Source organism: Sphaerisporangium viridialbum (assembly GCF_049674955.1).
GTDB lineage: Bacteria > Actinomycetota > Actinomycetes > Streptosporangiales > Streptosporangiaceae > Sphaerisporangium > Sphaerisporangium viridialbum.
In genome coordinates this window covers 7,455,652-7,480,336 of sequence record NZ_CP187232.1, presented here as the reverse complement: position 1 = coordinate 7,480,336, position 24,685 = coordinate 7,455,652, and the positions used below count along the sequence as shown (strand labels likewise).

The window sequence follows — 24,685 nt, the reverse complement described above, 5'->3', positions numbered from 1 at the left end:
CGCCGCGGGTGCACCGACCCGCTGTGGCGGGAGGCGAAGGCACGCGACGCGCGGATCGTGATGCCACGGCCGGGTGAGGCGTCGACGCCTCGCCCGCCGTGGACGGCAGGGGGAAACTCTCGTCTGAACCGCCCCCGTTTCGGCCGGGTACTTCGTCTCCTGATCGATGATCAGCCTACGAGCCTGAGTGTCCAGCGGCGGGAGGGGTGGGTGTCGCAGGTGAACTGAAGGGCCTCGACGTTGTTGGCGGTGCTGACTCCGCCTGCGATGGTGAGGCACTTGGCGGTCTGGACGTTTCTGATCTGGTAGAGGCCCGTCCCGGTGACGTCGGTGACCCTCCAGCGGCGGGAGGGGTCGGTGTCGCAGGTGAACTGGAGGGCGGTGACGTTGTTGGCGGTGCTCACGCCGCCGGCGATGGTGAGGCACTTGCCGGTCTGGACGTTTCTGATCTGGTAGAGGCCCGTCCCGGTGACGTCGGTGACCCTCCAGCGGCGGGAGGGGTCGGTGTCGCAGGTGAACTGGAGGGCCGTGACGTTGTTGGCGGTGCTGACTCCGCCTGCGATGGTCAGGCACTTGCCTGTTTGCACGTTCGTGAGCATGAACGTGTTGGTCGGCCCGAGGTGCGTGCGTGCCGCGGCTTTCGAGAGCGCGGCCGTATCCGCGCTGGCGGGGGAGGCGGCGGGCACGCCCAGCGCGGCGACGGCGAAGGCGGCGGCGATGCTGAGCAGGGGGCGGATGGAACGATCCATGTGATGCTCCTCGTGTCGCGCTGTTCCCGGTTCGTCCCGGACAGGCGGATTGGTATGGCTTAGCGAGCCTGCCTGCAATGCCAACGGTTGCCGAGAACCGCGGAGCGGCACATGAGTAGGCCCCTACTCAAGCGAGAAAGGGCGGCAGGCCGATGCCGCTCCACACGTCGGGCCGACCGTACTCGGGCAGAGAGGGGTCCGGGCTCAAGCGCGAGTCCGTCGTTCGTCGGCCATGGAGAGTATGCGGTGATTGATCCGGCTCTGGACCACCTCGTTTACGCGAGTCGGACCCACCGGCGGCGGTGTCGCGGATCCCGGCGCTGGCCGGTGTGCGGTCGGTCGAGGGCGGGCCGCATCCGGGACTGGGCACGCGCAACTTTCTGCTCGGCCTCGGCGGGCGGGCTTATCTGGAGATCATCGCCCCCGATCCTGACCAGCCGGCTTCCGGTCGGGCCCGTCCCTTCGGGACCCGAAGGATCGACGAGCCGGCCGCGCCGGCACCGGTGGGCTGGGCTCTCGCAGTCGAGCCAGGCGAACTCCACAAGCGAGTGGCGAAGGCGAGGGAGGCGGGGTTCTCTCCGGGAGAGCCTGCCGCCGCCATGACCCCAGGGCCCGCCTGCCGGAAGCGTGGAGGTCGTCGCCGGCGACCTCACCGACGCGGCCACCCTGACGCGGGCCTTCGACGGCGTCACCGCCGCCCAGGCTTACGGGGCCTGTCCACCATTCGGAAACCGGCCGGAGCGCCGCCACCGACTGGTGGGTCCGTTAAGTCGCCGCCAAGCCGCTGCGAAGTACCGCCGGGCACTCTTCTGGAGAACCGAGAGAGCAGCGGAAACGCCCGATACCCGGATGGCTCGGGCGGATCCCCGGCTGCTCGGGTCACAGGTCCCGACCATCCCCGGACGACTCGTGTCCGGAACATTTCGACGGAGGAACATCCCATGAAGCTGTCCAGATCGGCTGCCGCAGGAGCGGCGGCGCTCGCCGTCGCCGGCCTGGTCTGCACCGCGCCGTCCGCATCGGCCGCCGACACGCAGTGGAGGCACGCCTTCCAGGTCTCCCCCGGTGCGACCGTGACGGCCACCCAGACGTGCCCCGCGGGCGCCCCCTATCTCGCGCGGACCGGATTCCGCGCGGAGTACGGCACCGGCGTGGCGGTGACGAAGCAGATCCGGCGGGACGCCGCCGGCGACGGCTGGGTGGTGACCGCGACGAACACCGGCACCGAGGAGGCGACGGTGACGGCCGTCTACAGCTGCTCGACGACCGCGACGACGTACCCGAGGTGGAACAACGCCTGGGTGAGGTCGACCGATACGAACCCGCTCAACACCTCGATCAGCTGCCCGTCGGGCTACCCGTACTTCGACACGGGTACGGCCGTTCAGGGCGACACCAAGGTGTTCTACTACGTGACGCCCGACTTCGAAGCCGTGGCCGGCGTCCCTCACGTGACCCCGATCGGATTCCCGCAGAAGATCGAACTGACGTTCCGCAGCAGCTATCCGGTCACCACCCACCCGTCTGTGACCGAGTGGATCAGGTTCGACTGGGTGTGCTCGAGGTAGCCGGGCTTGGCCGCCCGCCCGGCCGGGGTTCCACTCTCGCCGGAACTGGAGCCCGCCGGGCGCCGGCCTGGTGGCGTCGCCGCCGGCGGGGCGGGCTCAGCGCGCCTGACCCGAGCGGAGCCGACTCAAGCGCATGACCCGAGCGGAGCCGACTCAAGCGCATGACCCGAGCGGAGCCGACTCAAGCGCATGACCCGAGCGGAGCCGGCTCAAGCGCATGACCCGAGTCGAGCGGCGCCGGTGACCAGCCGGACGAGCAGGACCGATCTCGCTGACGACTCGAGGTCGGACCGGCTCGGTCCGACTGCTCGGCTGTGACGGCGGAGAAGCGCGACACCCGCGGCGTTGCCGGCTTTCACCCTCCTATATGCCGACGGGAGGAGTGAACCCTATGCTGCTCTGGACATGGTGCGCTTGCGGGTTCTGGGGCAGTTCTCGGCCGAGGTGGCAGGGCGTCCGGTAGATCTGGGCCCACCGCTCCAGCGGGCGGTGATCGCGAGACTGGTGTGCGCCGGCGGGCACGTGGTCTCGACGGACCGATTCCTCGACGATCTGTGGCAGGGCCGGCCCCCGCCGAAGGCTCTGGGCGCGCTGCAGGTCTACGTATCCAACCTGCGCCGCGTCCTGGAGCCGGACCGGGCACCGCGGACCCCGGCCACCGTACTGGTGAGCGCCCCGCCCGGATACCTGCTGCAGCTCGACACCGAAGCCGTCGACGCGTGGCGGTTCCCCCGGCTCATGAACGCGGCGGTGGCCTTCCTCAACGACGGAGAGCCGGCCAAGGCGCTGCACACGGTCGACACCGCCCTGTCGCTCTGGAGAGGCCCCGCCTTCGCCGAGTTCGCCGACGAGGACTGGGCGGCTCCCGAGGCGTCCCGGCTGGCAGCGCTGAGGGTCATGGCGGTCGAGTACCGCGCGGAAGCGGGACTCGCGCTCGGCTGCCATGCGGAGATCGTGCCCGAGCTGGAACGGCATGTCGCGGCCCACCCGCTGCGCGAGAACGCGGTGCGGCTTCTCGCGCTCGCCTACTACCGCTCGGGGCGGCAGGCCGAGGCCCTGGCGGCGCTGCGCACGACCCGGGCCATGCTCGCCGACGAGCTGGGGGTGGACCTCGGGCCCGCCTTGCGGGGTCTCGAAGTCGACATCCTCACACACAGCGACGCCCTGGGCGTGCCGGAGGCCGGCTCTGCCCCTGCCCGCCTCACTGCGCCCCCGGCCGCGCCCCCGGCCGCGCCCCCGGCCGGGCCGCCTGCCGGGCCGCCTGCCGGGCCGCCTGCCGCGCCGCCGTCTCAGATGATCGGCCGTACGGTGGAGCTCGGCCGCCTGGCGTCCGCCGCCGGGGAGGCCGAGCGCGGGTTCCGGGTGGCATGGCTCGGCGGAGATCCTGGAGCCGGTAAGAGCACGCTGGCCGACGCGCTGCTGCGGCAGCTCGGCGACGAGGGCTGGCAGGTCGCGGTCGGCCGGTGCCCGGAGACCCTCGGCGGGGTGCCACCCGCGTGGGCGTGGCGCGAGGTCCTCCGCAGCCTGTTCGTCGTACAGCCCCCGTCCCGCGAGCTCGAAGCACGGCTCGGGCCCCTGTTGACGGCGGACTCTCCCCAGGTCGGCCAGTTCTGGCTGGCACAGGCCGTGGGGGACTACCTGGAGACCGCGCCGGGACCGCTGCTGCTCGTGCTCGAGGATGTGCACCGCGCCGATGACGCGACTCTCCAGCTGCTGCGTCACCTGGCTGCCAGGCTGGCGGACATCCCGGTGCTGGTGCTCCTCACGCATCGGCCCGCCGAAGCGAGCGACGACCTGGTCGCGGCCAGGGCCGCCCTGGCCGTCCAGGCCGCGGAGGACGTGACCCTGCAGGGACTCGGCGAGGACGACGTCCACCGCCTGCTGCTGGAACGGTCCGGCATGGAGGTGGACGCCGACACCACCCGGACGGTCACCGAACGAACCGGCGGCAACCCTCTGTTCGTGGCCGAGACCGCCCGGCTACTCGCCACCGAGGGAGCGTCGGCGGCTCACTCGCTGCCGCCCGGCGTCCGCGATCTCATCCGCAGGCGGATCGCCCGCCTCCCGGCGACGGCGCAGACCACCCTGCGCAACTCCGCCGTGATGGGCCGGGACGCCGACGTCGACGTGCTGGTGGCCGTCCAGGACGCCGACGAGGAGACCGTGCTAGCGGGCTTGGAGGCAGGCGTGCTCGCCGGGCTGCTCACCGAGCCGAGCCCCGGCCGGGTCCGCTTCACGCACGTCCTGGTCCGCGAGACCCTCTACGAGGACGTCTCCCGGCTGCGCCGCACCCGGCTGCACGCGCGCGTCCTCGCCGCGCTGGAGCGGGTGCGGCCGGGCGACGTCGGCGCGCTCGGCTACCACGCGCTGGCCGCCGCCACGGCGGCCACGGCAGGTGCGGCCGCCGAGTACGCGGGAAGAGCGGCGGCTCAGGCGTCCGGCGTCTACGCCCACCGGGAGGCGGTGACCCTGCTGGAGGGCGCCCTTGACGCCCTCGACCTCGGAACCGAGCCCGTGGACGACATCCGGCTGGATCTGCTGTGCCGTCTGGTCTCCGCGCGGGCGAGCGCGGGCGACCTGATGCGGGCGGCGACCGACCGCAGGCAGGCGCTGGCCGTCGCCCGCAGGCTCGGCGACCCCGCCGCGATCGCCCGCGCCGCGGTGGCCAACGACGCGCCCGCGGTCTGGATCTCGCAGACCGACCTCACCGGGGACGCCGACCTGGTGGACGCGATCCGGAGCTGCCTGCCCGCCGCGACGGGCGAGCTACGGTGCCGGCTGCTGGCCGCCCTGGCCCAGGAGTCGGTGGGCCATGACGACGAGCTCACGGAGAGCGCGAGCGCCGAAGCCGTCGAGATCGCCCGCGCCGCCGGCGACCCCCGGTTGCTGTGCCTGGCGCTCAACGCGCGCTACTGGGTGGCGTTCGTGCCCGGCCACCCAGACGAACTGGAGGCACTCGGGCAGGAGCTGCTGGCGGTCTCCGCCCGCGGCGGCCTGCTCGGCTACCAGACGCTCGGGCACTACGCTCTGTGCAATGTCGCGCTCGGCCGCAACGACTGGGCCTCGGCCCAGCGGCACGCCGGACGGGCGGTGGAATACTCCACAAGCGGCCAGCTCGGCCTCGCCCTGGTGGCCATCGCGCACCTCGACGCCCTCCGCCTCCTGCTGGACGGCGAGTTCGAGCAGGCCGAGGCGGCCTACACGGCCCTTGCCGACCGGATGGGCGAGGCCGGAGGATCCAACGCCGCCATCTACGGCAGCATGAGCAGATTCGCGGCACGCCTCGCGTGCGGCCGGGCTCACGAGTCGGTGGCCGAGTTCGCCGCCACGCACCATCGCGTGCCGGGGGCGATCGACGAGTTCTACGTCAGCGCGCTGGTCGCCGCCGGGCGCCTGGACGACGCCCGGTCCGCCTGGCCGGCGCACCGCGCACCGAGACGGGACATCTTCCTGCGGATCAACCTGGCGCTCCGCGCGGGCAACGCGATGGCCCTGGCGTGCCGCGAGGTGGCCGAGGAGTGCTACCGCCTGCTCCTGCCGGCCGAGGGAGAGATGATCGGCCTGCAGACCGTCTCGATGACGCTCGGCCCGGCCGGCCTCACCCTCGGGCGGCTGGCCGAGTTCCTGGGCGACCCCGCCCGGGCCGCGGACCACTACGCCACGGCCGCCGACGTCGCGAGGCGGCTCGGCTCACCACACTGGCAGGACCAGGCCAGCCAGGCACTCGCCGCGGTCCGGCCCTGACGGCTGGTTCGACCGTGGCGACAACCGCCCCTCTGCCGCCAGTGGGGGAGACTTCGCCTACGGGAACTACAAGGGGCAGTGTGCGAACGACGAGTACGCGGCAGGCATCGCCTACACCAGTCGCCTCGGATCCAGGAGAACACCGGACGCGCTGCTGTGCCGCAAGCTCGCCTGGAAACCCTCGTGATCTGTTGAACGCAGGGTAGACGCGGGCGCGCAGGTGGGCGCTGATTGCGCCTATGAAGAACAGTACGAGGCCGGAATGGGTTGGGCGCACCGCCGGGAATGCCGAGCAGCAGCAGGAACACGCAGGGCGCTGAATGCCGAGCAGCAGCAGGAATACGCAGGGCGCTCAGCTCCGGCGCAGTGCCCACTCGACGCCTGGGCAGCGGTCCATGACGACGTCGAGTCCGGCGTCGAGGGCACGCTGAGCGGCGGCCTCGTCGATCACCCCGAGCGGCAGCCAGACCCCGCCGGCGCCCGCCGTGATGGCCTCGTCCACCGCCTGCCCGGCGTACTCGGATCGCCGGTACACACCGACGACGTCCACCTTGACCGGCACCTCGGCCAGAGACGCGTATCCCGGCTCGTCCAGGACGGTCTTGGCGGCCGGGTGGACCGGGATGATCCGCTTGCCTCTCGCCTGGAGCAGGCGTGCCTGGTCGTAGACCGTACGGTGCGGGTCGTCGCCGAGCCCGACGAACGCCCATGTCCCCGAATTCTCGAGCAGTCGCTTGATGACACCCTCGTCCGCGAAACGATCGTCCATGTGTTCCATCAACACGATCGGTACCCCGGGGCTTCCCGCGGAGCGAGCACGGAGAGGAATTCTGGCCGGCCGCGGGTTCGCCGCTCGCCGTGCCGGAAGGTCCGCCTTACGGCTGTGCCGGGCCGGTCGGTTGCCCGCCGGGGGAGGGTCGCGGGATCACCCGGGTTCCGCTGAGGAGGTCGTACGGCGTCCGGGCGGAGGGCAGGAACAGAGTGCCGAGCCAGCCGAACATGATCATGTAGACCAGGATGGTCAGCACCATCACGTACCCGGGGATCCGTTCGGCGGACGCGGTGGCGAACGCGAATGCGACGGTGTGCCCGAGCTCCCAGGGCAGAGCGATCTTGAGGGAGTTGCGCAGCAGCGCGCGGCCGAAACCGGCCGGTCGCATGGAGCGCGCGCCGACCACGACCAGCCCGCGCACCCGCTTCCCTGGGGTGGCCTGAAAGCGGCCGGACTCGCGCCAGGCGGCCCAGAGGGTCACCGGTGCGACCAGGATGACGAAGGAGAGGACGTTCCACGCCGCGGTGGGCAGACGGACCCCTGTCCGATAGAGGATCACGCCGATGGGGAGCAGGAGCACCGGAAGGACGAGGATCCACAGCCAGTCGATCGACCACGCGGTGATGCGACGCCATGCGAGCGCCAACGACTCTCGCCTGGTCTGTGTGATGGATGACATGGCGGCCCTTACATCGATATGAGGCCGCGGTACGAGTGCGGCGTCGCCTGCTTCTTCGTCGGCCCGTCGACCGTATTGCACCAGCTTGGCACGTGGGAGACCTTCGGAACCGGCACGGTGCACGGGGATCCCGCGCCCGCTTCGATCGAATGAGCGGTCCGGGCAAGGCCCGTTACCTCGCAGGTAATCGACGGGCCGCGACCGGACCCGAGATGCTTGCGACATGAGCAGCGACACCCGTGACGTCGTGGAAGAACTGTTGCGCCGGATGGCCGAGGGCGATCACGGCCGTACGGCGGAGTTGTTCGCCGAGCCGATCGACTGGCGGCTCGACTGGCCGGCCGAGGGGCATCCAGCGGTGCCGTGGATTCGGCCCCGGTCCAGCCGGGCCGATGTGGCCGACCATTTCCGGTCGCTGGAGGCCCATCACGTGCCCGAACTGAACGGCACGTCGGTGACGCGGATCCTGGTCGACGGGACGCACGCCGTCGTGCTCGGGGAGATCGTGCAGACGGTGCGGGACGGCGCCGCGTACACCTCGCCGTTCGCGCTGCACCTCACCGTCGAAGACGGGTTCGTCACCCGCTACCACATCTACGAGGACAGCCTCACGGTCGCGCGGGCCCTCAGCGCCAAAGCGTGATCGCAGGGGCAGGTCGAGCGGTCGCCCCATGAGGGAACCCACTGGCTGGGTCGATCCGTGCCGGACCTCGCTGAGCAGTCCGCGAGGAACTTTCAGGTGTCGTACAGAGTGAGTACGCCGGCGCCGCCGGGTAGCAAGACGGCATGGGTTCGTCGGAAAAGGCAGTGGTGGGGGCGTTGCTCGAGGAGCACGGCCGCACCTACGCGACCGAAGCGGGGATCCGCCTCGCCGACAAGCCCGGACCGCTGTACCAGGTTCTGGTCCTGGGCACCCTGCTGAGCGCCCGCATCTCGGCGGAGATCGCGATAGCAGCCGCGCGGGAGTTGTTCGCAGCGGGCTTGCGTACGCCGGAGGCCATGGAGCAGGCCGATTGGCAGGCACGGGTGGACGCCCTGGGGCGTGGTCATTACCGCAGGTACGACGAGCGTACCGCCACCCAGCTCGGTGAGGGGGCCTGCCTGCTGCGGGAGAGGTGGGCGGGTGACCTCCGCCGGCTGCGCGACGAGGCGAAGGGGGACGCCAAGCGCACCCACGACCTGCTGACCGAGTTCCCCGGCATCGGCCCGGTGGGCGCCGACATCTACCTGCGCGAGGTCCAGGCGGTGTGGCCGCAGGTAGCCCCGTACTTCGACAAGCGTGTTCTGGAAGGTGCCCGGCGGCTCGGACTGCCGCACAGCGTGGACGCGCTGGCGGATCTGGCCGGCTCGGGTGAGGATCTGGCCCGGCTCGCCGCCGCGCTGGTCCGGGTCTCGCTCAGCAAGCAGGCGGCCGAGACGGTGAAGCCCGCCGCCGAGTCGCAAAACGAGTCGTAGAACGAGTCGATGGGAGCTCGGTGGTGGCTTCGTCGGGGACCTACCTATGGGGCCGTCACCTCGGCGGGTTCGATGCTACGACTTGCCGAAGTTGATCGAGCCGTGGACGTCGCCGGCCTGGACGACCGGCCCGGAGATCCGGGCTTCACCGCTTATCGTGTTGGACACGTCACGCTTCTGCTGGATGACGCGCGTGGCCTCGGTCGTCCATCGGTGGAGTTCTTTCCCGAACTCGGGATCTGCGGCCGCCAGGTCGACGAGGATTCCGGCGACCTGGTCGGGCTTGCCGGAATCGGGTCGTTCCAGCGCCGCGACCGCTGTCGAGTCACTCCCGAACCGCTGCCGTACGAGCGTGGTCAGCGAAGCCCAGGCGCTCTTGCCGGCTTCGCCCGCCGCGCCACCGATCAGCGCGGACATGATCGCGGTGAGTGTGGTGGGGTCCATCGAGCCTCCCTGCGACGATCGTCGGTCAAGCCTTGACTGTGAAGGGCGGGGACCGCAGGAGGGCCTGCGGCGAGAGGTGAGCCGGTCTTGTTGTGGAGCCCTCTGGTAAAGGTAAGCGAGACCGGGATGAAGCGCGATGGCGCCCCGCCGAATGCGGCGGTGGAGCGGGCGTGACGGGTGGTGGGTATTCCTCCAGGTCGGCGCGGGTAATCGAACCGGTGCCAATATGATCGGAGGAGGGCCGGTCGGCCCTCCTCATTTTTCTGGTGTCATTTCGTGTCGTCTAGGAGACGCCACCCAATGACGTACTTGGCAGCATCGGTGCCACGTACGTCATCCATATGTAGGCCCCCGACAGCAGCGCTGCTTTCAGTGCGTAGGCCGCTTTCACTTTCACGTGGTTCCTCATCGATGGTGTGCTGTATTACGACCGACCTCATTGTCGGATCGACGCAGACCGATTTTAGGGGGTCCAGTGCGCGAAGCGCTACCATCCGGATCTTATGCGTACATGTCGGAGGGTGGGAAATGGGCTGTGAACTGTACGGATTTGTCCCGTGCGGTGACTGGTGCGAGAGCGATGCGAGCTTTCAGCGCTGAGTCACCGTTCTTACGAATCCGCCACCTTCGGCAGCCCGCGCAAGCGAGCCCGGAGGCTCTGCGCCTCGGGGACCACCCCCACACGCTCATACAGTTCCAGCGCCTGCTCCCAGTTCCGCCGGGCGTGGGCAGGGTGGCCGGTCTGGTGGAGCGCAGTGCCCATCCGGTCCAAGGTCTGGGCTTCCTGGTGGACATCGCCGATCCCGCGTGCGACCCCCACCGCTCTGTCGTAGAACTCCAGGGAGGTCTCGTGGCGACGCGCACGCTGATGGGCGTCGCCGATGCCCAGGAGGGCACGCGCTTGTTGCTGACGCTCCGAAAGCTCTGTTGAGAGGTGCAGGGCCTTCTGGTGATGAATGAGTGCCTGCACATCGTGACCCACACTCGCATAACAGGAGCCGATGCTGTTGAGCGTGTGCGCTTCAGATCGGCGGTCGCCTATGTCGCGGTAGAGGTGCAAGGCGTTCTGGTAGCGTTCCAGCGCTTCTCCGTGACGGCCGAGATGCTGTAGTGCGTTGGCCGTGTTGTGCAGCAGGGTCGCCCTGTCCTTGGGCCCCGTCTCGGGCGCGAGAGCGGCCGCCTGCTCGTAGTGTCCCAGTGCCGTGGCGTGATTCCCGAGGTGTGCTTCGAGTTCGCCGATATTGTTCAACGCCACCTGACGGCCCCGGAGGTCGCCGCCCTCCTCATAAAGTGCGAGAACCTGCCGCAAGCGGTCGAACGCTCCTCGGTAGTCTCCTTTGTCGCAGGCGATGCCGGCGATGTGGTTCAGGCTGGCAGCCTGGCCGTGGCGGTCGTCGATCGCTCTTCGGATGTCGAGTGCCTGCTCGAAATATCCCAGCGCCACATCGAATTCCGAGCGGTGCCAATGTGCTCGGCCGCTCTGGTCGAGGAGTTCTGCGACACCGTGATGGTCGTCCAGCGCGCGCTGGACGCGCAGAGCCTGAGCCGCCACCTCTAGACATTCGTCGAGCCGGCCTTCACGCCATAGTGCCTCGCTGAGATCGCTCATGGCGCGTGCGGCGCCCGGCCGGTCGCCCGATCGGCGCCATGCCTCGACCGCGCTCGCGTGAACGCGAACGGCATCCGCCCAGTGTCCCCAGAAGCTGAGGTGGCGGCTCAGCACGTGCGGGAACATCGCGGCGTGCCGCGTCCAGCCGTGGTCCGCGGCATGGCGGGTCAGCCGCAGGAGCTCGTCCAGTTCGGTGCTCAGCCACTTCATGGCCTGGCCGGCGGTCGCGATATCGGGTGATGTCCGCGGTGGGACGTCCACCTCGACGGGGATGCGCACGCGGTGCGGGTACAGGAGCCGGTCCGCCCGGTCCGCCAGGACGAGCTGATAGTCGAGGAGGCGTCGCAGAGGGGCCGTACGCTCGCTTTCCGGCTCTTGATGGGAGAGCGAGACGGCGTAGTCACGGATGAGGTCGTGGAAGCGATAGCGGCCGCGTCGCGGTTCGGCGATCAGATGATGGTCCAGGAGATCGTCGAGGAGACTCTCCGCGTCGGCGAGCGGCGATTCCAGCAGCGCCGCCGCGCAGTAGGCGGTCAGTTCCGCCCCCGGATAGAGCCCGAACCGGACGAACGCCCGCTGCTGAGCTTCGGTGAGGTCTTGGTAGGAAAGCTGGAACGCGGCGGTGATCTCACGGTTCTCGGCTCTGATCTCGGCCAGGCGCCGGTTGTCGCGTCCCAGCCGTTCCGCCAGATCCGCGACGGTCCACGCGGGGCGATGCCGGAGCCTGCCGCCGACCAGCTGGATCGCGAGCGGGAGGTGGCCGCATAGCCGCGTCACCGTGGCGACGTGCTCGGCTTCGAGCGCGCGACGTGCGCCGGCGGCACGATGGAGCAGCGTGGCGGCGTCTTCCGGCGGAAGAACGTCCAGGGAGAGCGACTCGACGCCCTCCAGGCCGGCCAGCCTCCGCCTGCTGGTGACGATGACCAGGCAGCCGGGCACGCCGGGCAGAAGGTGGCGGATCTGCTGGTGCCCTGTCGCGTCGTCCAGCACGATGAGGACTCTGCGTCCGGCCAGTTCCTCGCGCCACAGCCCGGCGCGCGCGTCCAGTTCCTCGGGGATCTCGCGTCCGGACACGCCGAGGCGGTGGAGCAGCCGGTCAAGGGCGGCGGCCGGCTCGACCGCCTCCTGGTGGGCGTGGTGACCGTGCAGGTCGAGATAGAGCCGGCCGTCGGGGTACCGGGCGGCGAGACGGTGCGCCAGGTGCACGGCGAAGGCGGTCTTGCCGACCCCCGCCATGCCGTCGATGGCCAGCACGGGCACCGCCGCGTCTCCGAGCACCCTGTCGGAGGTCAGGAAGGCGAGTTCGGCCGTCCTGCCGGTGAAGGTGGGGACATCGCGCGGCAGGTCGTTGGGAGGGGGATTCTCGGTGGTCGTTCGCGCCCGGGCTTCGGGCAGGAGCCCGGGGTCGCGACGGAGGATGCGCTGATGCAGTTCCTGCAGGGCGGGGCTCGCCCCGGTGCCGAGCTCGTCGACGAGTCGTTTCCGTGCTTGCCGGTAGGCCGCCAGCGCGTCCGCCTGGCGCCCGCTGACGTACAGCGCCCGCATGAGAAGCTCGACGAGCTTCTCGTCGAAGGGGAAGCGGGTGACCAGTTCGGACAGTTCCGCGATCAGCCGGGTGTGGTCTCCGCAGCCGAGTTCGAGGGTGATGCGCTCGATGGTGCCGCCGAGCATCTCGTCTTCGAGGTTCTTGCGCGTGATGCCGGCCCAGGCACCCTGCAGACCTGCCAGTGGTTCGCCGCGCCACAGGTTCGCCGCTTCCTGGTAGAGCGAAAGGGCGTGATCGGTCTCGCCGCTCGCCGCCGATGCCCGGGCTTCCGCGCGCAGTCTGCGGAACCGGTGATAATCGATTTTTTCGACGTCCGTTTCCAATATGTACGTCCCGGAAATGTGGCGCAGGTAGGCGCCTTTTCCTTCGCCGATATCCTGGAGGCGGCTTCGCAGGCGGGCGATGTGAGTCTGTAAATGAGCTCGCGCTTTCTCCGGCGGGTTGCCGTCCCACATCCTGTCGATGAGCGATTGCGCCGAGACCGGCCGCCCCGGCGTCATGAGCAGGACCGCCATGACGAGCCGTTCTCTGGCCCAGCCCAGGTCATGGCGTCGCTCGCGGGACCAGAGCTCCACCGGACCCAGAATGCGAAATTCCATTCGAGCCCCTTCTCGGGACGGCCGCCATTTCCTTGCCTGGTACTTTTTCACGGGCCGGGCGATGGATCCAGTGCCTGACGTAGCCGGGAGTAAAGGCATCCCTTGCTCGATGTGGTTCCGCCGGTAAAACGCAAGCCCGCCGCAAGGATTTCCGCAAGGCCGGTGGCCGACGCTGTCGAGGAGGGCGAGGGGGCCTCGCCTGAACGGCCGGCGGCCGACGAGGGGGATGCGTAACCAATGTCTGGTCAGGAGTGGTGTCGGGTTCCGATCGGGCTCGACGCGCGTAGGTGGGTGACCCGCCCGAACTGCAAAGCGGTACTCGTGGCGGTCCACACGGTCACCTCGGGACAGCGGCTGCTCGACACGGTGAGACTCGTCGAGTCCGATCTACGGATCCAGGTCGTCTACACGATGGCTCCCGACGTCTTCAGCAACGGGGTGACCGAGTTCCTCGATGGTCTGGGCGCGATATGCCTTCCCTGGCACCAGGCGACGCGGCAGCGGTTCGATCTCGCTCTGGCGGCGAGCCTGGGCGCGGTGCACGAGATCCACGCGCCGCTGATCGTCATGCCGCATGGCGCCGGCTTCAACAAGCTGGTGAGGGGGCGCGATGGGCTTCGCGCCGCCGGCGGTTCCGTCGCGTACGGGCTCGACGCGCAACGGCTGGTCCACGACGGCGAGGTCGTCCCGGCCGCGATCGTGCTCTCCCACCGGTCCGAACTCGGCCGGCTCGGCCGGGCGTGCCCGGAGGCGGTGCCCGCGGCGACCGTGGTCGGCGACCCTTCGTACGATCGTCTGACGGCGAGCATGGCGCATCGCGCCGCCTACCGCAGAGCGCTGGCGGTAAGGCCGGACCAGACCCTCGTCGTGGTCAGCTCGACGTGGGGTCCGAAGTCGCTGTTCGGGCGGCGTACTGACCTGCTGCCTCGATTGCTCTCGGAGCTGCCCTCGCGCCGGTTCCGGATCGTGGTGCTTTTACACCCAAATGTCTGGTTCGGGCATGGCGTCCGGCAGGTGGAAACCTGGCTCGCCGACTGCCTCCGGCAAGGCCTCGGCCTGGTGCCGCCCGAGGCGGACTGGCGATCGGTGCTCGCCGCGGCAGACCTGATCATCGGCGATCACGGTTCGGCGACCCTTTACGGGACCGTCACGGGGGCTCCGGTGGTGCTCGCCGGCTTCGCCGAATCAGAGATCGATCCGGCCTCCGCGTTCGGCGAACTCGCCGCCGTCGCGCCGCGGCTGTCCCTGCGCAGGTCACTGTACGAGCAGCTGACCATGGTGCGGTCCGAGGCCCAGGGCGACCGGTACAAGAGCGCGGTCGAGCGCATCACCTCGGCGCCAGGTCGCTTCGACCACAACATGCGCCACCTTATCTACCGCCTGCTGCGCCTGAAACAGCCCGCGACCATCACCGCGGCCGTGCCGGCGGCGGTGCCGTTCCTCCTTGACCGGAGGGCTGCGCATGAGGGCTCGCCCGCCTGCCCGCCCTTCGCGGCGAGGGTCCCCACCTGCTGTACGGGCTGCCGCGCCGGCGTCCGGGCGAGGCGGCCGGAAGGGCGGCCAAGGTGACCGGCGGGGCCGGGTCACGACACTGTGCGGGTGACCGCGGACGGAGGCGGATGTGTTCGAGAAGGTCGTCGGCGTTCATTTGTTCCGGCTCCAGGACGTGCTCCACCTGAGCCGCACCAGGTCCGTCTCGCAAGCGGCGGCGGTCGATCCCGGCGCGCCGGCGATCCTGGTGATTCCCCGTGAGGGACCGCTCCGCGAACCTCACCTGATGCTCTTCACCGGCGCGCGGAACTTCTGCGCGATGCCGTCGGGCACGCTCGTCTCGGAGGGCGTCCACGTCGTCGTCCGCCTCGACGACGGTCTGGAAGAGAGGTGGTGCGAGGTCGCGGACGTGGTGGTGGGGGCGGCGAGGCGTCCGTACGCCTTCGCGGCCCAGCGGGTGACGCGCATTCTCGATCGGCATCCGGGCTGTGAGGTCGCGACCGGCAGCCGAAGGCGCGGTTGCCTGGCCGGACTGCGGGACGGGCGGCTCGCGAAGATCGCCGAGGTGGCCGGCGCGGGTCATCCGGGGGCCGCGATGTACGGGTCGTTCCTGTACGGGTGGCTGGTCGCGGGCGTACCTCTGGGATGCCTGGCCACGGCGTCGGTGGTCCACGGGCGTTACATCGGCTCGGCCGCGGGCGGGCCGGGGTCACTGGAGGTCGCGGGCCGGGCGCAGATCAGGGTGATCGATCCCGGGCGGGGGAGGGCCTTGTGACACGCAAGGTCGTGGTCGCCGGTGCCGTCAGCTTCTACCTGTCGGTGGGCGTGCCGGAGTTCCCGCTGCGCTACACCGCCAAATGCACGCCACGCTGGATGGCCGCCGGCGTGTCCGGGGCGGCGGGTCACATCGCGCGCGTCCTCCGCGCGCTCGGGGAGGACGTGCACCTGTGCACGGTGGTCGGACACGATGCCGCCGGAGTGGAGATACGCGCGGAGCTGGAGCGAGGCGGGCTGCTCGGCCCGGGCGTGATCGACGGCAGGGAATCGTCCATGGGAGTGGCCCTGGTCGCGCCCGACGGAAGCCGGCTGGGGCTTCCGTACCTCGAGCCGGTGAACGGGGTCGCCTACCCGTTCGAGGTGATGAGCGCGGCGGCGCGCGATGCGGGCCTGCTCGTACTGACCAACGCGAAGTTCGTCCGGCCGCTGGTCGGACCGGCGGCCCGGCTCGGCGTGCCCATCGCGGTGGACGTCCACCTCATCGCGGATCTCACCGACGAGTACAACCGGCCGTGGCTCCAGGCGGCCGAGATCATCTTCTGCAGCCACGAGGCCCTTCCCTGCCCGCCGGAGCTATGGGTGCGGCGACTGTTCGAGCGCTATCCGAGATGCCGGCTGGTGTGCGTTGGGCTGGGATCCCAGGGGGCGTTACTGGGCACCAGGGACGGGCGGCTGCTCCGCGCGCAGGCGGTGGCGCCACGGGCCGTCGTCAACACCTCGGGGGCGGGCGACGCGCTGTTCGCCACCTTCCTGCACGTATGGCGGCGTACGCACGACGAGGCACGCGCACTGCGGATCGCCGTGCTGTACGCGGGCTGGAAGATCGGACACCGCCTTCCGGTGACGGCGTCGCTGACCGGCATGGAACTCGCGGACCTGGAGAAGTCGTATCCGCCCCGGATCACCCTCCGGCGCTGGGATGACGGGCGGCTAGGGGAGTAGGAGCGCATCTGGTATCCCCAGGTGGCCTCCGTCGGGTCGGTGCTGCCCGGCGCTCTCGCCTGGGTGCGGGGCTGGCGTCGTTTCACGACCACGCGCCTCCGGCAAGTGACTCGAAGATCACGGGACACGCCCTGGTTCGGCGCTCCCTGAGGAAGTCGCCTACTCGTCCGGCAGGTGACTCGAAGATCACGGCGCGCTCTGGTCCGGCGGTCCCTGAGGAACTCGCCTACTCGGTCGTCCGCATCGCGGTACGCGTCCGTGCGACGGCCTGCCGCTCCTCCTCCTGGTACCGGAGTGCGTCTTCGCTCCTGCCGTCCGACCGGGCCAGGTCCGCCAGCGCCCGGAGCGCCAGCGCCTCACCGGTGGCGGAACCGATGTCCTTCATGAGGTGCAGGCCCTGCGCCAGCAGATCGGACGCGACCACGCTGTGCCCGGTATGCGCACGGCCGAGCAGGATGAGGACCCGTGCCTGGTTGTGCGGATCCGCCTCCGCTGCCAGGAGGGTCCGCGCGTCCGCCAAAGGTGCGACGGCCTCCCCGACACGCCCGTTCTCGATCAGAGCTTCGCCGAGGTCGCACAACGTGAGAGCGACCCTGCGGGACTCCCCTTCCGCGCGATAGCCGTCCAGCGCCGCACCGAACAGCGCGATCGCGGTGTCGAGATGGCCGAGGTCCCGCTCCAACAGCCCCAGCCGCCGCGACGAGCCCGCGACACGCTGCCGGTCGCCGAGGCGACGCCAGATGCGCAGCGCCCGGCGGAACTCATCGGCGGCCTCCTCCAGCCGGCCCAGAGAGCGCAACGCCAGTCCTGTACGGTTCAGCATCTTGGCCTCGGCGGCAGCGTCGGAGCACGCTCGCGCCGCCTCCAGCCCCAGCCGGTCCACCGCCAACCGTTCGGCGTGGTGACCTCGGTAGAGGAAGAGCGGCCACAGCAGGTCGACGAGCTGCCACGCCGTGCGGTACGAACTCCGCTCGAAGGCGGTTCGCGCGGCCGCTCGCACGTTGCCGAACTCGTTCTCCAGCCAGTCCAGGGCCTGGTCCGGGTGGGTGAAGACGAGAGGTTCGGCAGGCGGGTACTCCAGTTCCGGCGCGGGCAGGCGCCGATACGGCAGTATGAGCCCGCTCGCGTTGAACGCGGTGTCCAGGAACCAGTCCAGGGCCCGTCGCACGGTCTCGTCGCGAACAGCCTGAACCTCGTCCTGCTCGGCCATCTCACGCGCGTGGAGCAGGGTCAGGTCGTGGAACCGGTAATTTCCACCGGGGACGTCGTCCAGCAGATTGGCATCCACCAATACCCCGAGCAGGTGCCGGATGCGCGTACGGGAAAGTCCGACCGTGGCGGCGGCCGCCCGGCTGTCGAACGTCACGCCCGGGAAGAGCCCGAGCAGCTGGTAGACACGTGCCGCCTCGGGTGGTGACAGCCCGCGGTAGGAGAGCATCAGGGCGGCCCGAATCGTGATGTCCTGATCCACGGACAGGGCATTGAGGCGCTGCCTCTCATGACTGAGAGCGTCGACCATCTCGTTCAGGTCCCAGCTCGGCCTGGTCGCGAGCCGAGCGGCGGCCACGCACAGCGCCAGCGGGACACGTGAGCAGAGCTCGACGAGTTCCAGGGCGGCGCCCGGCTCCCGCTCGATCCGGTCGTCACCGAGGCTCCGTCTCAGCAACTCCAGCGCTCCCTCGCCGGTGAGCCGCTCGAGCTGTACGCCGCGGGCGCCGCGCATGACCAGCCCCGCCAGCCGCCAGCGGCTGGTGACGACGGCCATGCTGTTCGCCGAGGCGGGAAGCAGCGGACCGACCTGGGCGGCCGAGAGGGCGTCATCCAGGACGACGACCAGTCGACGTTCGCCGACGACGGATTGGTAGAGCGCCGCACGCTCCGCCAGCCCCGCGGGGATGCGCTCGGATTCGATGCCGAACGCCCTGATGAACCGCCCCAAGACCTCCGCCGGCTCGATGGGCTCACCCGCCGCGTGTCCACGCAGGTCGGCGTAGAGCTGGCCGTCGGGAAAGGTGGAACGCTCCCGGTGTGCCCAGTGCAGCGCAACCGCCGTCTTGCCGATGCCGGCCGGGCCGCTGACCACGGCGACCTTGGGCACACCCGCTCCGCGGTCCTCGGAGCGTACGGAGTCCAGGACGGCCAGGATCTCGGCCCGGTCCACCAGGACGTTGCCCGGGGGCAGTTGGGATGGTCGAGGGAGGGGGGCGGATCCCCGATGCACGTGGATCCCGCCCTGGATGTCGCGGGCTTGGACGACAGGTCCCAGAACCGATCCGCTCAAGTCGTTGAGATGACCGTCAAGAGCGTCGTCGTCACCGGGACCGCTGTTCAACACCCTGCCCATATCGTGGAGGGGAAGCCTGGTGAGATGGCCTGAGCCAGTGGAAGACCGTCCACCTGTCGGCACTGAAACGGACTTCTATGCTTGCTCTGCCCTAACGCCCCGTCAAGGTCGATCGCGCGATTGGGCGAGCACTGCAACCAATCGCAGGGCGACGTCATCCGCAGCGGCCTGATCGCGACCGCGTCCAGCAGTCCACCAACGCCAACTCCCTGCCGCCCGTTGACCGTGCCGGGGCCGCCCAGATACACGCTCGGCGCGTTGCCGCTCCGCATGTGACCGTGCACGTCGCCGAGACCTCACCCGGCAGGTCTACTCGTTGTACGGGTTACGTTCGACGCCGTTCAGGACGGGCCGCGGGTTCGTCGGGGCGGGTGAGGGCGGTGATGGCGGGGCGGAGGGCGGCGGCGATTCGGGTGGGGGAGACGTCGCGGAGGGCTGTGAGGTCGAGCAGTTGGTGGGCGATGGTCACGCCCAGCATCGTGCTGATCATCAGGGCCGCCCGCAGGTCGGCGTCCTCGGCGGGGATGGCGGAGCTGAGCTGCTCCACCTGCTCGTCGAGCCGGGCGCGCACGCCCTCGGCGGCCTCGGGATGGGTGAGCATGGAGCGCATCATCGCCAGCGACGCCTGCGGGATCGGCCCGATCTTCATCCCGATCCTGGCCAGCAGCTCTTCGACGAGCTCGTCCAGGCCGCCGTCCAGGGGCGGGATCGCGGGGATGCGCACCGCCAGGTCGAACAGCTCCTGCTTCGAGCCGAAGTACTGCATCACGAGGGCTGGGTCGACCTCGGCCATGGAGGCGATGGCCCGGATCGTGGCGCGCTCGAAGCCGCGCTCGGCGAAGACGGTGCGCGCGGCGGCCAGAATCCGCTCCTCGGATCGGCGCCGGCGCTCCACGCGGCTGTTCGGCGTCTCGTTCACGGCATGACTCTACCGACGTTGACCGACGACACCGCTTCGCTCTACAGTCGTTGAATCAACAGTCGTTGAGTGAAGGAAGTGTTCGACGATGGCCAAGTCCCACCGCACCCCCCGAGACGTGCTCGCCCTCTTCCACCGCGCCATGGTCGACAAGTCGGCCGACGACCTCGCCGATCTGTACGCCGTCGACGGGGTCCACGAGTTCCCGTTCCGGGCCCCGGGGTTCCCTACTCGTTTTAGCGGACAGGATGAGGTGCGCGCCGGTTACCACAAAGCCTGGGACGCCAGCCCGGTGCGGCTCGCGGAGATCCATGACGTGGTCGTGCACGAGGCCGCGGATCCCGAGGTGATCATCGGGGAGTGGCACGGCACGGGGACGGCCGGGCCCGACGGGCGGCCGTTCGAGGCGTCCGGGCTGCTCATGTTCCGTGTGCGGGACGGCGAGATCGTCGAGATGCGCGACTACATGGACGTCTTCGGCACCTACCACGCCATGGGACGCCTGAAGGACATGGTGGCCGCCCTGGGCGCCCAGGCTGCGACGACTACCTGACCAGCCCGACGGAGTCGCGCGGCGCCCGGCGCCTCCCTTTCGGGGGGTGCCCGGAGAGCCACCTGAACGACTCAACGTGGACGGCGGACACACGGTGAGCCCGCTCCTCCTTGTGCGGCTGCCGGATTATCTGTGGCCGTACGAGTGGTGACCGTGATGCCAGTGGTGGTGGTCGTAGGGATGGCCGTGGTGCCGGTGATCGCCACCGAATTCGACAGGTCGCTAATTCCGGCTTTTGCGTGATATGCGGCACCAGCGACGGCGAGCGGATCGTCAAGGCTCACGATGAGCGTCAGGTCCGTCGTGGCGGTCGCCTCCAGGTGAGTGCGAGGCCGGCGCCAGGTCAGCCGGGTGTCTGGGTGGTCTCCAGTTTGCGGATGATCGGGGTGAGCAGGGCGTTGAGCTCTCTGACCAGGGTGGTGACCGCCAGGCGGGCGGTGTCGGGGAGGGATGCCGAAGGGCCATCGGGGGCGGGTGGGAGGGCGTCGAGGGGGATCGGGGCGTCGATGAGCAGGGTGGTCCGCAGGAAGGGGGCGCGGGTCAGGTCCTGGTCGGTGGGCTCCAGGTACTGGCCGAAGGTCTGCGGCCACTCGCGCCAGCCGCGGTCGTGCCACCATTCGCGGGAGGCGGTGAGCTCGGCGGGCAGTGGTGACACGAGCAGGAGGTGGGCGGTGAGCGTGCCGTCCCAGGGATTGCGGTCGCAGGCGGCGGACAGGATGCGGCGGTGCCGGCGCACGTACGGCGGCGAGGGTGTGATGGCGAGCCGCCAGGCGGCGCAGGCGAAGGTGACCGGCGCGATGTCGCCCCATGAGCCGTCGAACGCCGCGATGTTGGCCCGTACGAGCTCGGCGTAGTGGCTCGACCCGTCGGCGGCGAGCTCCCGGTCGTGGCCGTGGTCGACCCAGAAGGCATCGTGCTCGCCCATGCGTTCCTCTCCGTGACGTGGTCCCGCCGCCAGTTAACGCCACACCGGAGCTCGGCGCGTCGGATTTCTCCCAGAGCCGACATGAGCTGCCCGTCGCCTTCGGCCGCCATGTCGCCAAATTGTCGTAGCCGCGCTGCGGAGCGCGAGTTGGGCGTCCCGGTCGCCATGCTGCCGGCAGATCTGCGCAGATTCGGCGACCACCTGCTGGCGCCCTTCCTTCACAGCTTGAATCCTCGGGCCTGCTCCCGGCTGGAGTAGGCCCGAGGATCTCGAGGTGGTTCACCTGGCACGTGATCTGAGGTTTCATTCTGGCGACGCGCAAGGGGTTCCCCGTGTACGCGGCCGCGCTGCCCCCCGGCTCATTCGAAGACCTGACCACTTCCGCGGGTTGACGCGGCCCAGATTTCATGTCCATAGTAATGGACATGAAAGAGGAGGGCGTTCGCCCGTACCGGATGGTCGCGCGGGCCGAGTCGGCAGCCCAGACCGGCCAGCGGATCATGGCTGCGGCCCTTGCCTTGTACATGGAGTACTGGCTGGACGAGATCACTCTGGAGCGGGTGGCGGAGCGGGCGGGGGTGTCGGTCAAGACATTGATGCGCCGCTACGGCAACCGGGATGGCTTGCTGCGCGCGGCCGGCGAGACGATCTCCGCCAGCATCGCCGAGCAGAGGTTTGAGGCCCCGGTCGGCGATATCGACGCTGCCGTGCGGAACCTGATGGCGCACTACGAGCGGTGGGGGCAGATGGCATTGCGCAACCTGGTCCAGGCGCAGCGTTCGCCGTGGATCGCCGCAGGCGTGGAGATGGCCAGGGACGAGCACCGCCGCTGGGTAGAGCAGACCTTCGCGCCGTTTCTGACCCAGCACCGTGGCACCGGCCGTGAACTGCTGCTCGCGCAACTGTTCACGGTCACCGACCTGGCGGTATGGCAGGTCCTGCGTAACGACCTGGGCCTGTCCTCGGCGCGGACCGGGCAGGCCATCCGCGGCCTTCTGGAAGGCCTGTTGGCAAGGGAGAACCAGACGTGACCGGTTTCTTGTTCTACCTCACGCCTCAGACGGGGCACGTGTTCCCGCTGGTACCCACCTGGCAGGAGCTGATCAGGCGAGGGCATCGTGTGGCGGTGCGGTGCCAGCCGCAGCACGTCGGGCTGCTGGGCGGTCTCGGATTAGCCGCGGGCCCGGTCGCCCCTGCCATCGTCGCCCGGGAGCAGGACGACTGGAAGGCACGCAACCCGATCGAGGCAGGCCGCATGTCCATGCGCACGTTCCTTGACCGGGGTGTGCTGGAGGTCGCCGACCTGCGCCAGGCACTGGCAGCCGAGTCCCCGGACGTGGTCGTAGTGGACGCGCTGTGCTGGGGCGCCGGCGCCGCCGCGGAGGCCTCCGGCCTGCCATGGGCGTGGGTGGCGCCCTGGCCGATCGGCATCGCGTCGCGAGATCTGCCGCCACCGGGCCTGGGGCTGGCACCCCGAGCCGGCCTGCTGGGCACGCTACGCGACGCCGCGGTTGGCCTGGTCGCGCATCGATTCTGGCGACCGGTGCTGGCCGAGCTCAACGGGCTGCGCGGCAGCCTCGGCCTGCCCGCGGTCGCCGACATGACCGAGCTGTGGTCCGCTCGTGCACCGCTGACCGTCATGTATGTCTCCGCACCCCTGGAGTATCCGCGCTCGGACTGGCCCTCGACCGTGGCGCTGGTCGGCCCCGGCGTGTGGTCGCCGCCCGCGTCACCACCCGACTGGCTGGCCGAGGTCACCGCGCCGCTGATCCTCGTGAGTTGCTCCACCGAACGGCAGGCCGACGACGTACTCGCCACCACCGCCCTGCAGGCATTCGCCGACCAGGATGTCTACGTCGTGGTGACCACCGCCGCGGCCGACGCGGTACCAGGTGACGTTCCCCGCAACGCGCGAGTGGAGCGCTTCATCCCGCACGGGACGTTGCTGCACCGGGCAGCCTGCGTGGTCTGCCCGGGCGGGATGGGCACGGTGCACGCCGCGTTGCTGGCCGGCGTTCCTGTGTGCACCGTGCCATTCGGCCGAGACCAACCCGAAGTGGCCCGCCGGGTGCAGGTCGCCGGCGCCGGTACCAGACTGCCTGCGGCCCGGTTGAACCCGTACCGGCTACGCCACGCCGTCAACATGGCGATGGGCATGAGAGAGCGGGCCGCCCAGGTGGGGCGGCAACTAGGCGCCGCCGCAGACGCCGCAGTCGCCGCCGATTTGTTCGAGAAACTGAACCCCTGAACTCGAGCGGCCTCGCCCTCGCCCTACGCGGTATCGCTCGCTCCGGCTTCCCGCCGAAAAGCAACCGAGGCTCGGTGAATCGCCGCGAGGGCAACCGGCCGTACCGGCCACCACGACCTGAGCAGCAGGCCACGGAGACACGGGCTGCCGAGCAGATCGTGCGGTGACCCCCGAAGAGCGCGACGGGGTATGGGCGGCCACCTCCGTCGATGTCCATCAACTGCTCACCGAGCTATCCGGCTGGACGCCGCAGCAGTACGAAGCATGGGTGGCCGGCGTCATCGACCGACTGCTCGACAAATGACACGAACGCACATCACCTTAGGGCTCGCGGGAAAGGGCAAGGTCATGGAGGTGGTGCATTCGCCTCTGTCAATGGCCGCCCGGCCAGAGGGGGCGGTCTTGGACGGCGTGCCCGGTGGCGGCGATCGGACGGGAACTCAGGATCCTGGGTATTTGGCGAAGGAAACGTGGTGTCCGGTGAACTCGGTCGTGAAGTCGTCGGCGAGTTCGGTGATGGTGTCCCGGCCTGCCGCGCCAGTCGGGGGTGAGGTCGGTTAGCCCGGCACGACCATGGTGGTGGCGGATGTGGGCGATGGAGTCGAACTCGATGGGCGCGCCGAGCGCGTCACCGATCGCCCCACCGAGCAGGCAGCCGCGTACCCTGCTCCCGAACGTCACATCGCTGTGCTCGGCCTCGTGCATGATGGTGATCTCCTTCCGCACGGCTGATTCTGACCGTACCGGCGGCGGCCGCCATGTAACGGTTGATCTCTGCTGATTCACGGCCTTCTACGGAACACGGGTTCTGTCGTTCAGAGGGGCGCGTCGAAGCCGAAATCTCTGGCCAGATCGTCCCAAGGGATACGGCGTAGTTCGGCGGCGGCTTCGGGGTGGATGAGCGTGTCGCTGTGGTCCTGGAACCAAATCACGACCAGGCATGAGGACTCGGCGTTGGGAATCCCGGCCTCGAAAAGCCCGATGCACTGCACGGGTGGCAAGTACTCCACAAGGCCATATGGGTGGGGGCCGCGCCGGTCGAAGCGTTGGTGATCGTCGGGGATGGTTCTGGCCGGTGGGATGAGATGGACGGGGTATTGCGTCCACTTACCGCGCGTCTGTTCCATCGTTCGGCCGATGAATAGCTCGTCGTTCATCCGCTGCCTGGGTACGCCTTCGATGAGGCCGCCGTAGGTGAGAGTCATCTCCACCCAGTGCAGATGCACATCGAACCCGGCGTCCAGCCGGAGCGGTGTAACGGTGAGACCGACCATGATTTCCTCCACTGAGCTGAGCGAGATCGACGGCGACATGGCCGGTG

The 24,685-nt window shown here is 69.7% G+C and carries 21 protein-coding genes and 1 pseudogene; 12 read left to right on the top strand and 10 right to left on the bottom strand.

Annotation, left to right across the window (positions count from 1 at the left end; translation table 11 throughout):
* Positions 1 to 170 precede the first annotated feature (170 nt).
* Complete coding sequence (locus tag ACOZ38_RS33675; RefSeq protein WP_424535092.1) at positions 171 to 749, bottom strand: RICIN domain-containing protein; 579 nt, start codon at positions 747 to 749, stop codon at positions 171 to 173.
* A gap of 299 nt (positions 750 to 1,048) precedes the next feature.
* Here ACOZ38_RS33675 and ACOZ38_RS33670 point away from each other — a divergent pair.
* The 3 genes and pseudogenes from ACOZ38_RS33670 to ACOZ38_RS33660 form a co-directional block, all read left to right on the top strand.
* Positions 1,049 to 1,336: pseudogene (locus ACOZ38_RS33670) on the top strand (VOC family protein); the annotation flags it as partial.
* Between the two features lie 354 nt (positions 1,337 to 1,690).
* Positions 1,691 to 2,317: a hypothetical protein gene (locus ACOZ38_RS33665; protein ID WP_424535091.1), complete on the top strand. Its 627-nt coding sequence runs from the start codon at positions 1,691 to 1,693 to the stop codon at positions 2,315 to 2,317.
* A 405-nt stretch (positions 2,318 to 2,722) separates the two neighbouring features.
* Positions 2,723 to 6,061: a BTAD domain-containing putative transcriptional regulator gene (locus tag ACOZ38_RS33660; protein WP_424535090.1), complete on the top strand. Its 3,339-nt coding sequence runs from the start codon at positions 2,723 to 2,725 to the stop codon at positions 6,059 to 6,061.
* A gap of 352 nt (positions 6,062 to 6,413) precedes the next feature.
* Here ACOZ38_RS33660 and ACOZ38_RS33655 read toward each other — a convergent pair whose 3' ends face one another.
* Positions 6,414 to 6,830 carry a CoA-binding protein gene (locus ACOZ38_RS33655; RefSeq protein WP_424535089.1) on the bottom strand — a complete coding sequence of 139 codons (417 nt, stop codon included), beginning with the start codon at positions 6,828 to 6,830 and terminating at the stop codon, positions 6,414 to 6,416.
* 106 nt (positions 6,831 to 6,936) lie between these two features.
* Positions 6,937 to 7,512 carry an RDD family protein gene (locus tag ACOZ38_RS33650; protein ID WP_424535088.1) on the bottom strand — a complete coding sequence of 192 codons (576 nt, stop codon included), beginning with the start codon at positions 7,510 to 7,512 and terminating at the stop codon, positions 6,937 to 6,939.
* Positions 7,513 to 7,735: 223 nt separating this feature from the next.
* Between ACOZ38_RS33650 and ACOZ38_RS33645 the strand changes: the two genes are divergently transcribed.
* Positions 7,736 to 8,155 (top strand): nuclear transport factor 2 family protein, encoded by a 420-nt coding sequence (locus ACOZ38_RS33645; RefSeq protein ID WP_424535087.1) that lies wholly within the window; start codon positions 7,736 to 7,738, stop codon positions 8,153 to 8,155.
* A 143-nt stretch (positions 8,156 to 8,298) separates the two neighbouring features.
* Positions 8,299 to 8,967 carry an endonuclease gene (locus ACOZ38_RS33640; protein ID WP_424535086.1) on the top strand — a complete coding sequence of 223 codons (669 nt, stop codon included), beginning with the start codon at positions 8,299 to 8,301 and terminating at the stop codon, positions 8,965 to 8,967.
* Positions 8,968 to 9,042: 75 nt separating this feature from the next.
* On the opposite strand, the gene ACOZ38_RS33635 is transcribed toward ACOZ38_RS33640, so the two are convergent.
* A complete protein-coding gene (locus tag ACOZ38_RS33635) occupies positions 9,043 to 9,411 on the bottom strand; it encodes a hypothetical protein (RefSeq protein ID WP_424535085.1) in 369 nt (122 codons plus the stop codon).
* A 610-nt stretch (positions 9,412 to 10,021) separates the two neighbouring features.
* Positions 10,022 to 13,165, bottom strand: coding sequence for a tetratricopeptide repeat protein (locus ACOZ38_RS33630; protein WP_424535084.1), 3,144 nt, complete (start codon positions 13,163 to 13,165; stop codon positions 10,022 to 10,024).
* A gap of 321 nt (positions 13,166 to 13,486) precedes the next feature.
* Here ACOZ38_RS33630 and ACOZ38_RS33625 point away from each other — a divergent pair, with 321 nt between their 5' ends.
* Genes ACOZ38_RS33625 through ACOZ38_RS33615 form a run of 3 tightly spaced genes read left to right on the top strand, consistent with a single transcriptional unit; the run spans position 13,487 to position 16,375 of the window.
* Positions 13,487 to 14,734 carry a hypothetical protein gene (locus ACOZ38_RS33625; RefSeq protein ID WP_424535083.1) on the top strand — a complete coding sequence of 416 codons (1,248 nt, stop codon included), beginning with the start codon at positions 13,487 to 13,489 and terminating at the stop codon, positions 14,732 to 14,734.
* Positions 14,735 to 14,786: 52 nt separating this feature from the next.
* A complete protein-coding gene (locus ACOZ38_RS33620) occupies positions 14,787 to 15,431 on the top strand; it encodes a hypothetical protein (RefSeq protein WP_424535082.1) in 645 nt (214 codons plus the stop codon).
* Entirely contained in the window at positions 15,428 to 16,375 is a 948-nt protein-coding gene (locus ACOZ38_RS33615; RefSeq protein ID WP_424535081.1) for a carbohydrate kinase family protein, read from the top strand. The genes ACOZ38_RS33620 and ACOZ38_RS33615 overlap by 4 nt, the downstream gene beginning before the upstream one ends.
* 226 nt (positions 16,376 to 16,601) lie before the next feature.
* Here the strand turns inward: ACOZ38_RS33615 and ACOZ38_RS33610 are convergent, their stop codons facing one another.
* Both ACOZ38_RS33610 and ACOZ38_RS33605 read right to left on the bottom strand, forming a co-directional pair.
* Positions 16,602 to 18,656 carry a tetratricopeptide repeat protein gene (locus ACOZ38_RS33610; protein WP_424535080.1) on the bottom strand — a complete coding sequence of 685 codons (2,055 nt, stop codon included), beginning with the start codon at positions 18,654 to 18,656 and terminating at the stop codon, positions 16,602 to 16,604.
* 388 nt (positions 18,657 to 19,044) lie between these two features.
* The gene (locus ACOZ38_RS33605) at positions 19,045 to 19,638 is read right to left on the bottom strand and encodes a TetR family transcriptional regulator (protein WP_424535079.1); all 594 of its coding nucleotides are present in this window, start codon (positions 19,636 to 19,638) and stop codon (positions 19,045 to 19,047) included.
* Between the two features lie 88 nt (positions 19,639 to 19,726).
* Here ACOZ38_RS33605 and ACOZ38_RS33600 point away from each other — a divergent pair, with 88 nt between their 5' ends.
* Positions 19,727 to 20,191: a nuclear transport factor 2 family protein gene (locus ACOZ38_RS33600; RefSeq protein WP_424535078.1), complete on the top strand. Its 465-nt coding sequence runs from the start codon at positions 19,727 to 19,729 to the stop codon at positions 20,189 to 20,191.
* Positions 20,192 to 20,534: 343 nt separating this feature from the next.
* Here the strand turns inward: ACOZ38_RS33600 and ACOZ38_RS33595 are convergent, their stop codons facing one another.
* Positions 20,535 to 21,116, bottom strand: a complete 582-nt coding sequence (locus ACOZ38_RS33595; protein WP_424535077.1) for a hypothetical protein — start codon at positions 21,114 to 21,116, stop codon at positions 20,535 to 20,537.
* Between the two features lie 425 nt (positions 21,117 to 21,541).
* On the opposite strand from ACOZ38_RS33595, the gene ACOZ38_RS33590 reads away from it, so the two are divergent.
* The 3 genes from ACOZ38_RS33590 to ACOZ38_RS33580 all read left to right on the top strand — a co-directional run bounded on the left by ACOZ38_RS33590 (position 21,542) and on the right by ACOZ38_RS33580 (position 23,668).
* A complete protein-coding gene (locus ACOZ38_RS33590) occupies positions 21,542 to 22,147 on the top strand; it encodes a TetR/AcrR family transcriptional regulator (RefSeq protein ID WP_424535076.1) in 606 nt (201 codons plus the stop codon).
* A complete protein-coding gene (locus ACOZ38_RS33585) occupies positions 22,144 to 23,364 on the top strand; it encodes a nucleotide disphospho-sugar-binding domain-containing protein (RefSeq protein WP_424535075.1) in 1,221 nt (406 codons plus the stop codon). Before ACOZ38_RS33590 ends, ACOZ38_RS33585 begins: the two co-directional genes overlap by 4 nt.
* A gap of 163 nt (positions 23,365 to 23,527) precedes the next feature.
* A complete protein-coding gene (locus ACOZ38_RS33580) occupies positions 23,528 to 23,668 on the top strand; it encodes a hypothetical protein (RefSeq protein WP_424535074.1) in 141 nt (46 codons plus the stop codon).
* Positions 23,669 to 23,736: 68 nt separating this feature from the next.
* Here the strand turns inward: ACOZ38_RS33580 and ACOZ38_RS33575 are convergent, their stop codons facing one another.
* Together ACOZ38_RS33575 and ACOZ38_RS33570 are read right to left on the bottom strand one after the other, a co-directional pair.
* Entirely contained in the window at positions 23,737 to 24,069 is a 333-nt protein-coding gene (locus tag ACOZ38_RS33575; RefSeq protein ID WP_424537131.1) for an ADP-ribosylglycohydrolase family protein, read from the bottom strand.
* Positions 24,070 to 24,179: 110 nt separating this feature from the next.
* Positions 24,180 to 24,638: a hypothetical protein gene (locus tag ACOZ38_RS33570; RefSeq protein ID WP_424535073.1), complete on the bottom strand. Its 459-nt coding sequence runs from the start codon at positions 24,636 to 24,638 to the stop codon at positions 24,180 to 24,182.
* Positions 24,639 to 24,685 lie beyond the last annotated feature (47 nt).

Excerpts from the sequence above, each read along its gene's own strand:
- ACOZ38_RS33645 (WP_424535087.1), top strand. The coding sequence starts at position 7,736 with ATGAGCAGCGACACCCGTGACGTCGTGGAAGAACTGTTGCGCCGGATG.
- ACOZ38_RS33595 (WP_424535077.1), bottom strand. The coding sequence starts at position 21,116 with ATGGGCGAGCACGATGCCTTCTGGGTCGACCACGGCCACGACCGGGAG.
- ACOZ38_RS33665 (WP_424535091.1), top strand. The coding sequence starts at position 1,691 with ATGAAGCTGTCCAGATCGGCTGCCGCAGGAGCGGCGGCGCTCGCCGTC.
- ACOZ38_RS33575 (WP_424537131.1), bottom strand. The coding sequence starts at position 24,069 with ATGCACGAGGCCGAGCACAGCGATGTGACGTTCGGGAGCAGGGTACGC.
- ACOZ38_RS33570 (WP_424535073.1), bottom strand. The coding sequence starts at position 24,638 with ATGGTCGGTCTCACCGTTACACCGCTCCGGCTGGACGCCGGGTTCGAT.
- ACOZ38_RS33630 (WP_424535084.1), bottom strand. The coding sequence starts at position 13,165 with ATGGAATTTCGCATTCTGGGTCCGGTGGAGCTCTGGTCCCGCGAGCGA.
- ACOZ38_RS33590 (WP_424535076.1), top strand. The coding sequence starts at position 21,542 with ATGAAAGAGGAGGGCGTTCGCCCGTACCGGATGGTCGCGCGGGCCGAG.
- ACOZ38_RS33635 (WP_424535085.1), bottom strand. The coding sequence starts at position 9,411 with ATGGACCCCACCACACTCACCGCGATCATGTCCGCGCTGATCGGTGGC.
- ACOZ38_RS33640 (WP_424535086.1), top strand. The coding sequence starts at position 8,299 with ATGGGTTCGTCGGAAAAGGCAGTGGTGGGGGCGTTGCTCGAGGAGCAC.
- ACOZ38_RS33675 (WP_424535092.1), bottom strand. The coding sequence starts at position 749 with ATGGATCGTTCCATCCGCCCCCTGCTCAGCATCGCCGCCGCCTTCGCC.
- ACOZ38_RS33650 (WP_424535088.1), bottom strand. The coding sequence starts at position 7,512 with ATGTCATCCATCACACAGACCAGGCGAGAGTCGTTGGCGCTCGCATGG.
- ACOZ38_RS33660 (WP_424535090.1), top strand. The coding sequence starts at position 2,723 with ATGGTGCGCTTGCGGGTTCTGGGGCAGTTCTCGGCCGAGGTGGCAGGG.
- ACOZ38_RS33655 (WP_424535089.1), bottom strand. The coding sequence starts at position 6,830 with ATGGACGATCGTTTCGCGGACGAGGGTGTCATCAAGCGACTGCTCGAG.
- ACOZ38_RS33600 (WP_424535078.1), top strand. The coding sequence starts at position 19,727 with ATGGCCAAGTCCCACCGCACCCCCCGAGACGTGCTCGCCCTCTTCCAC.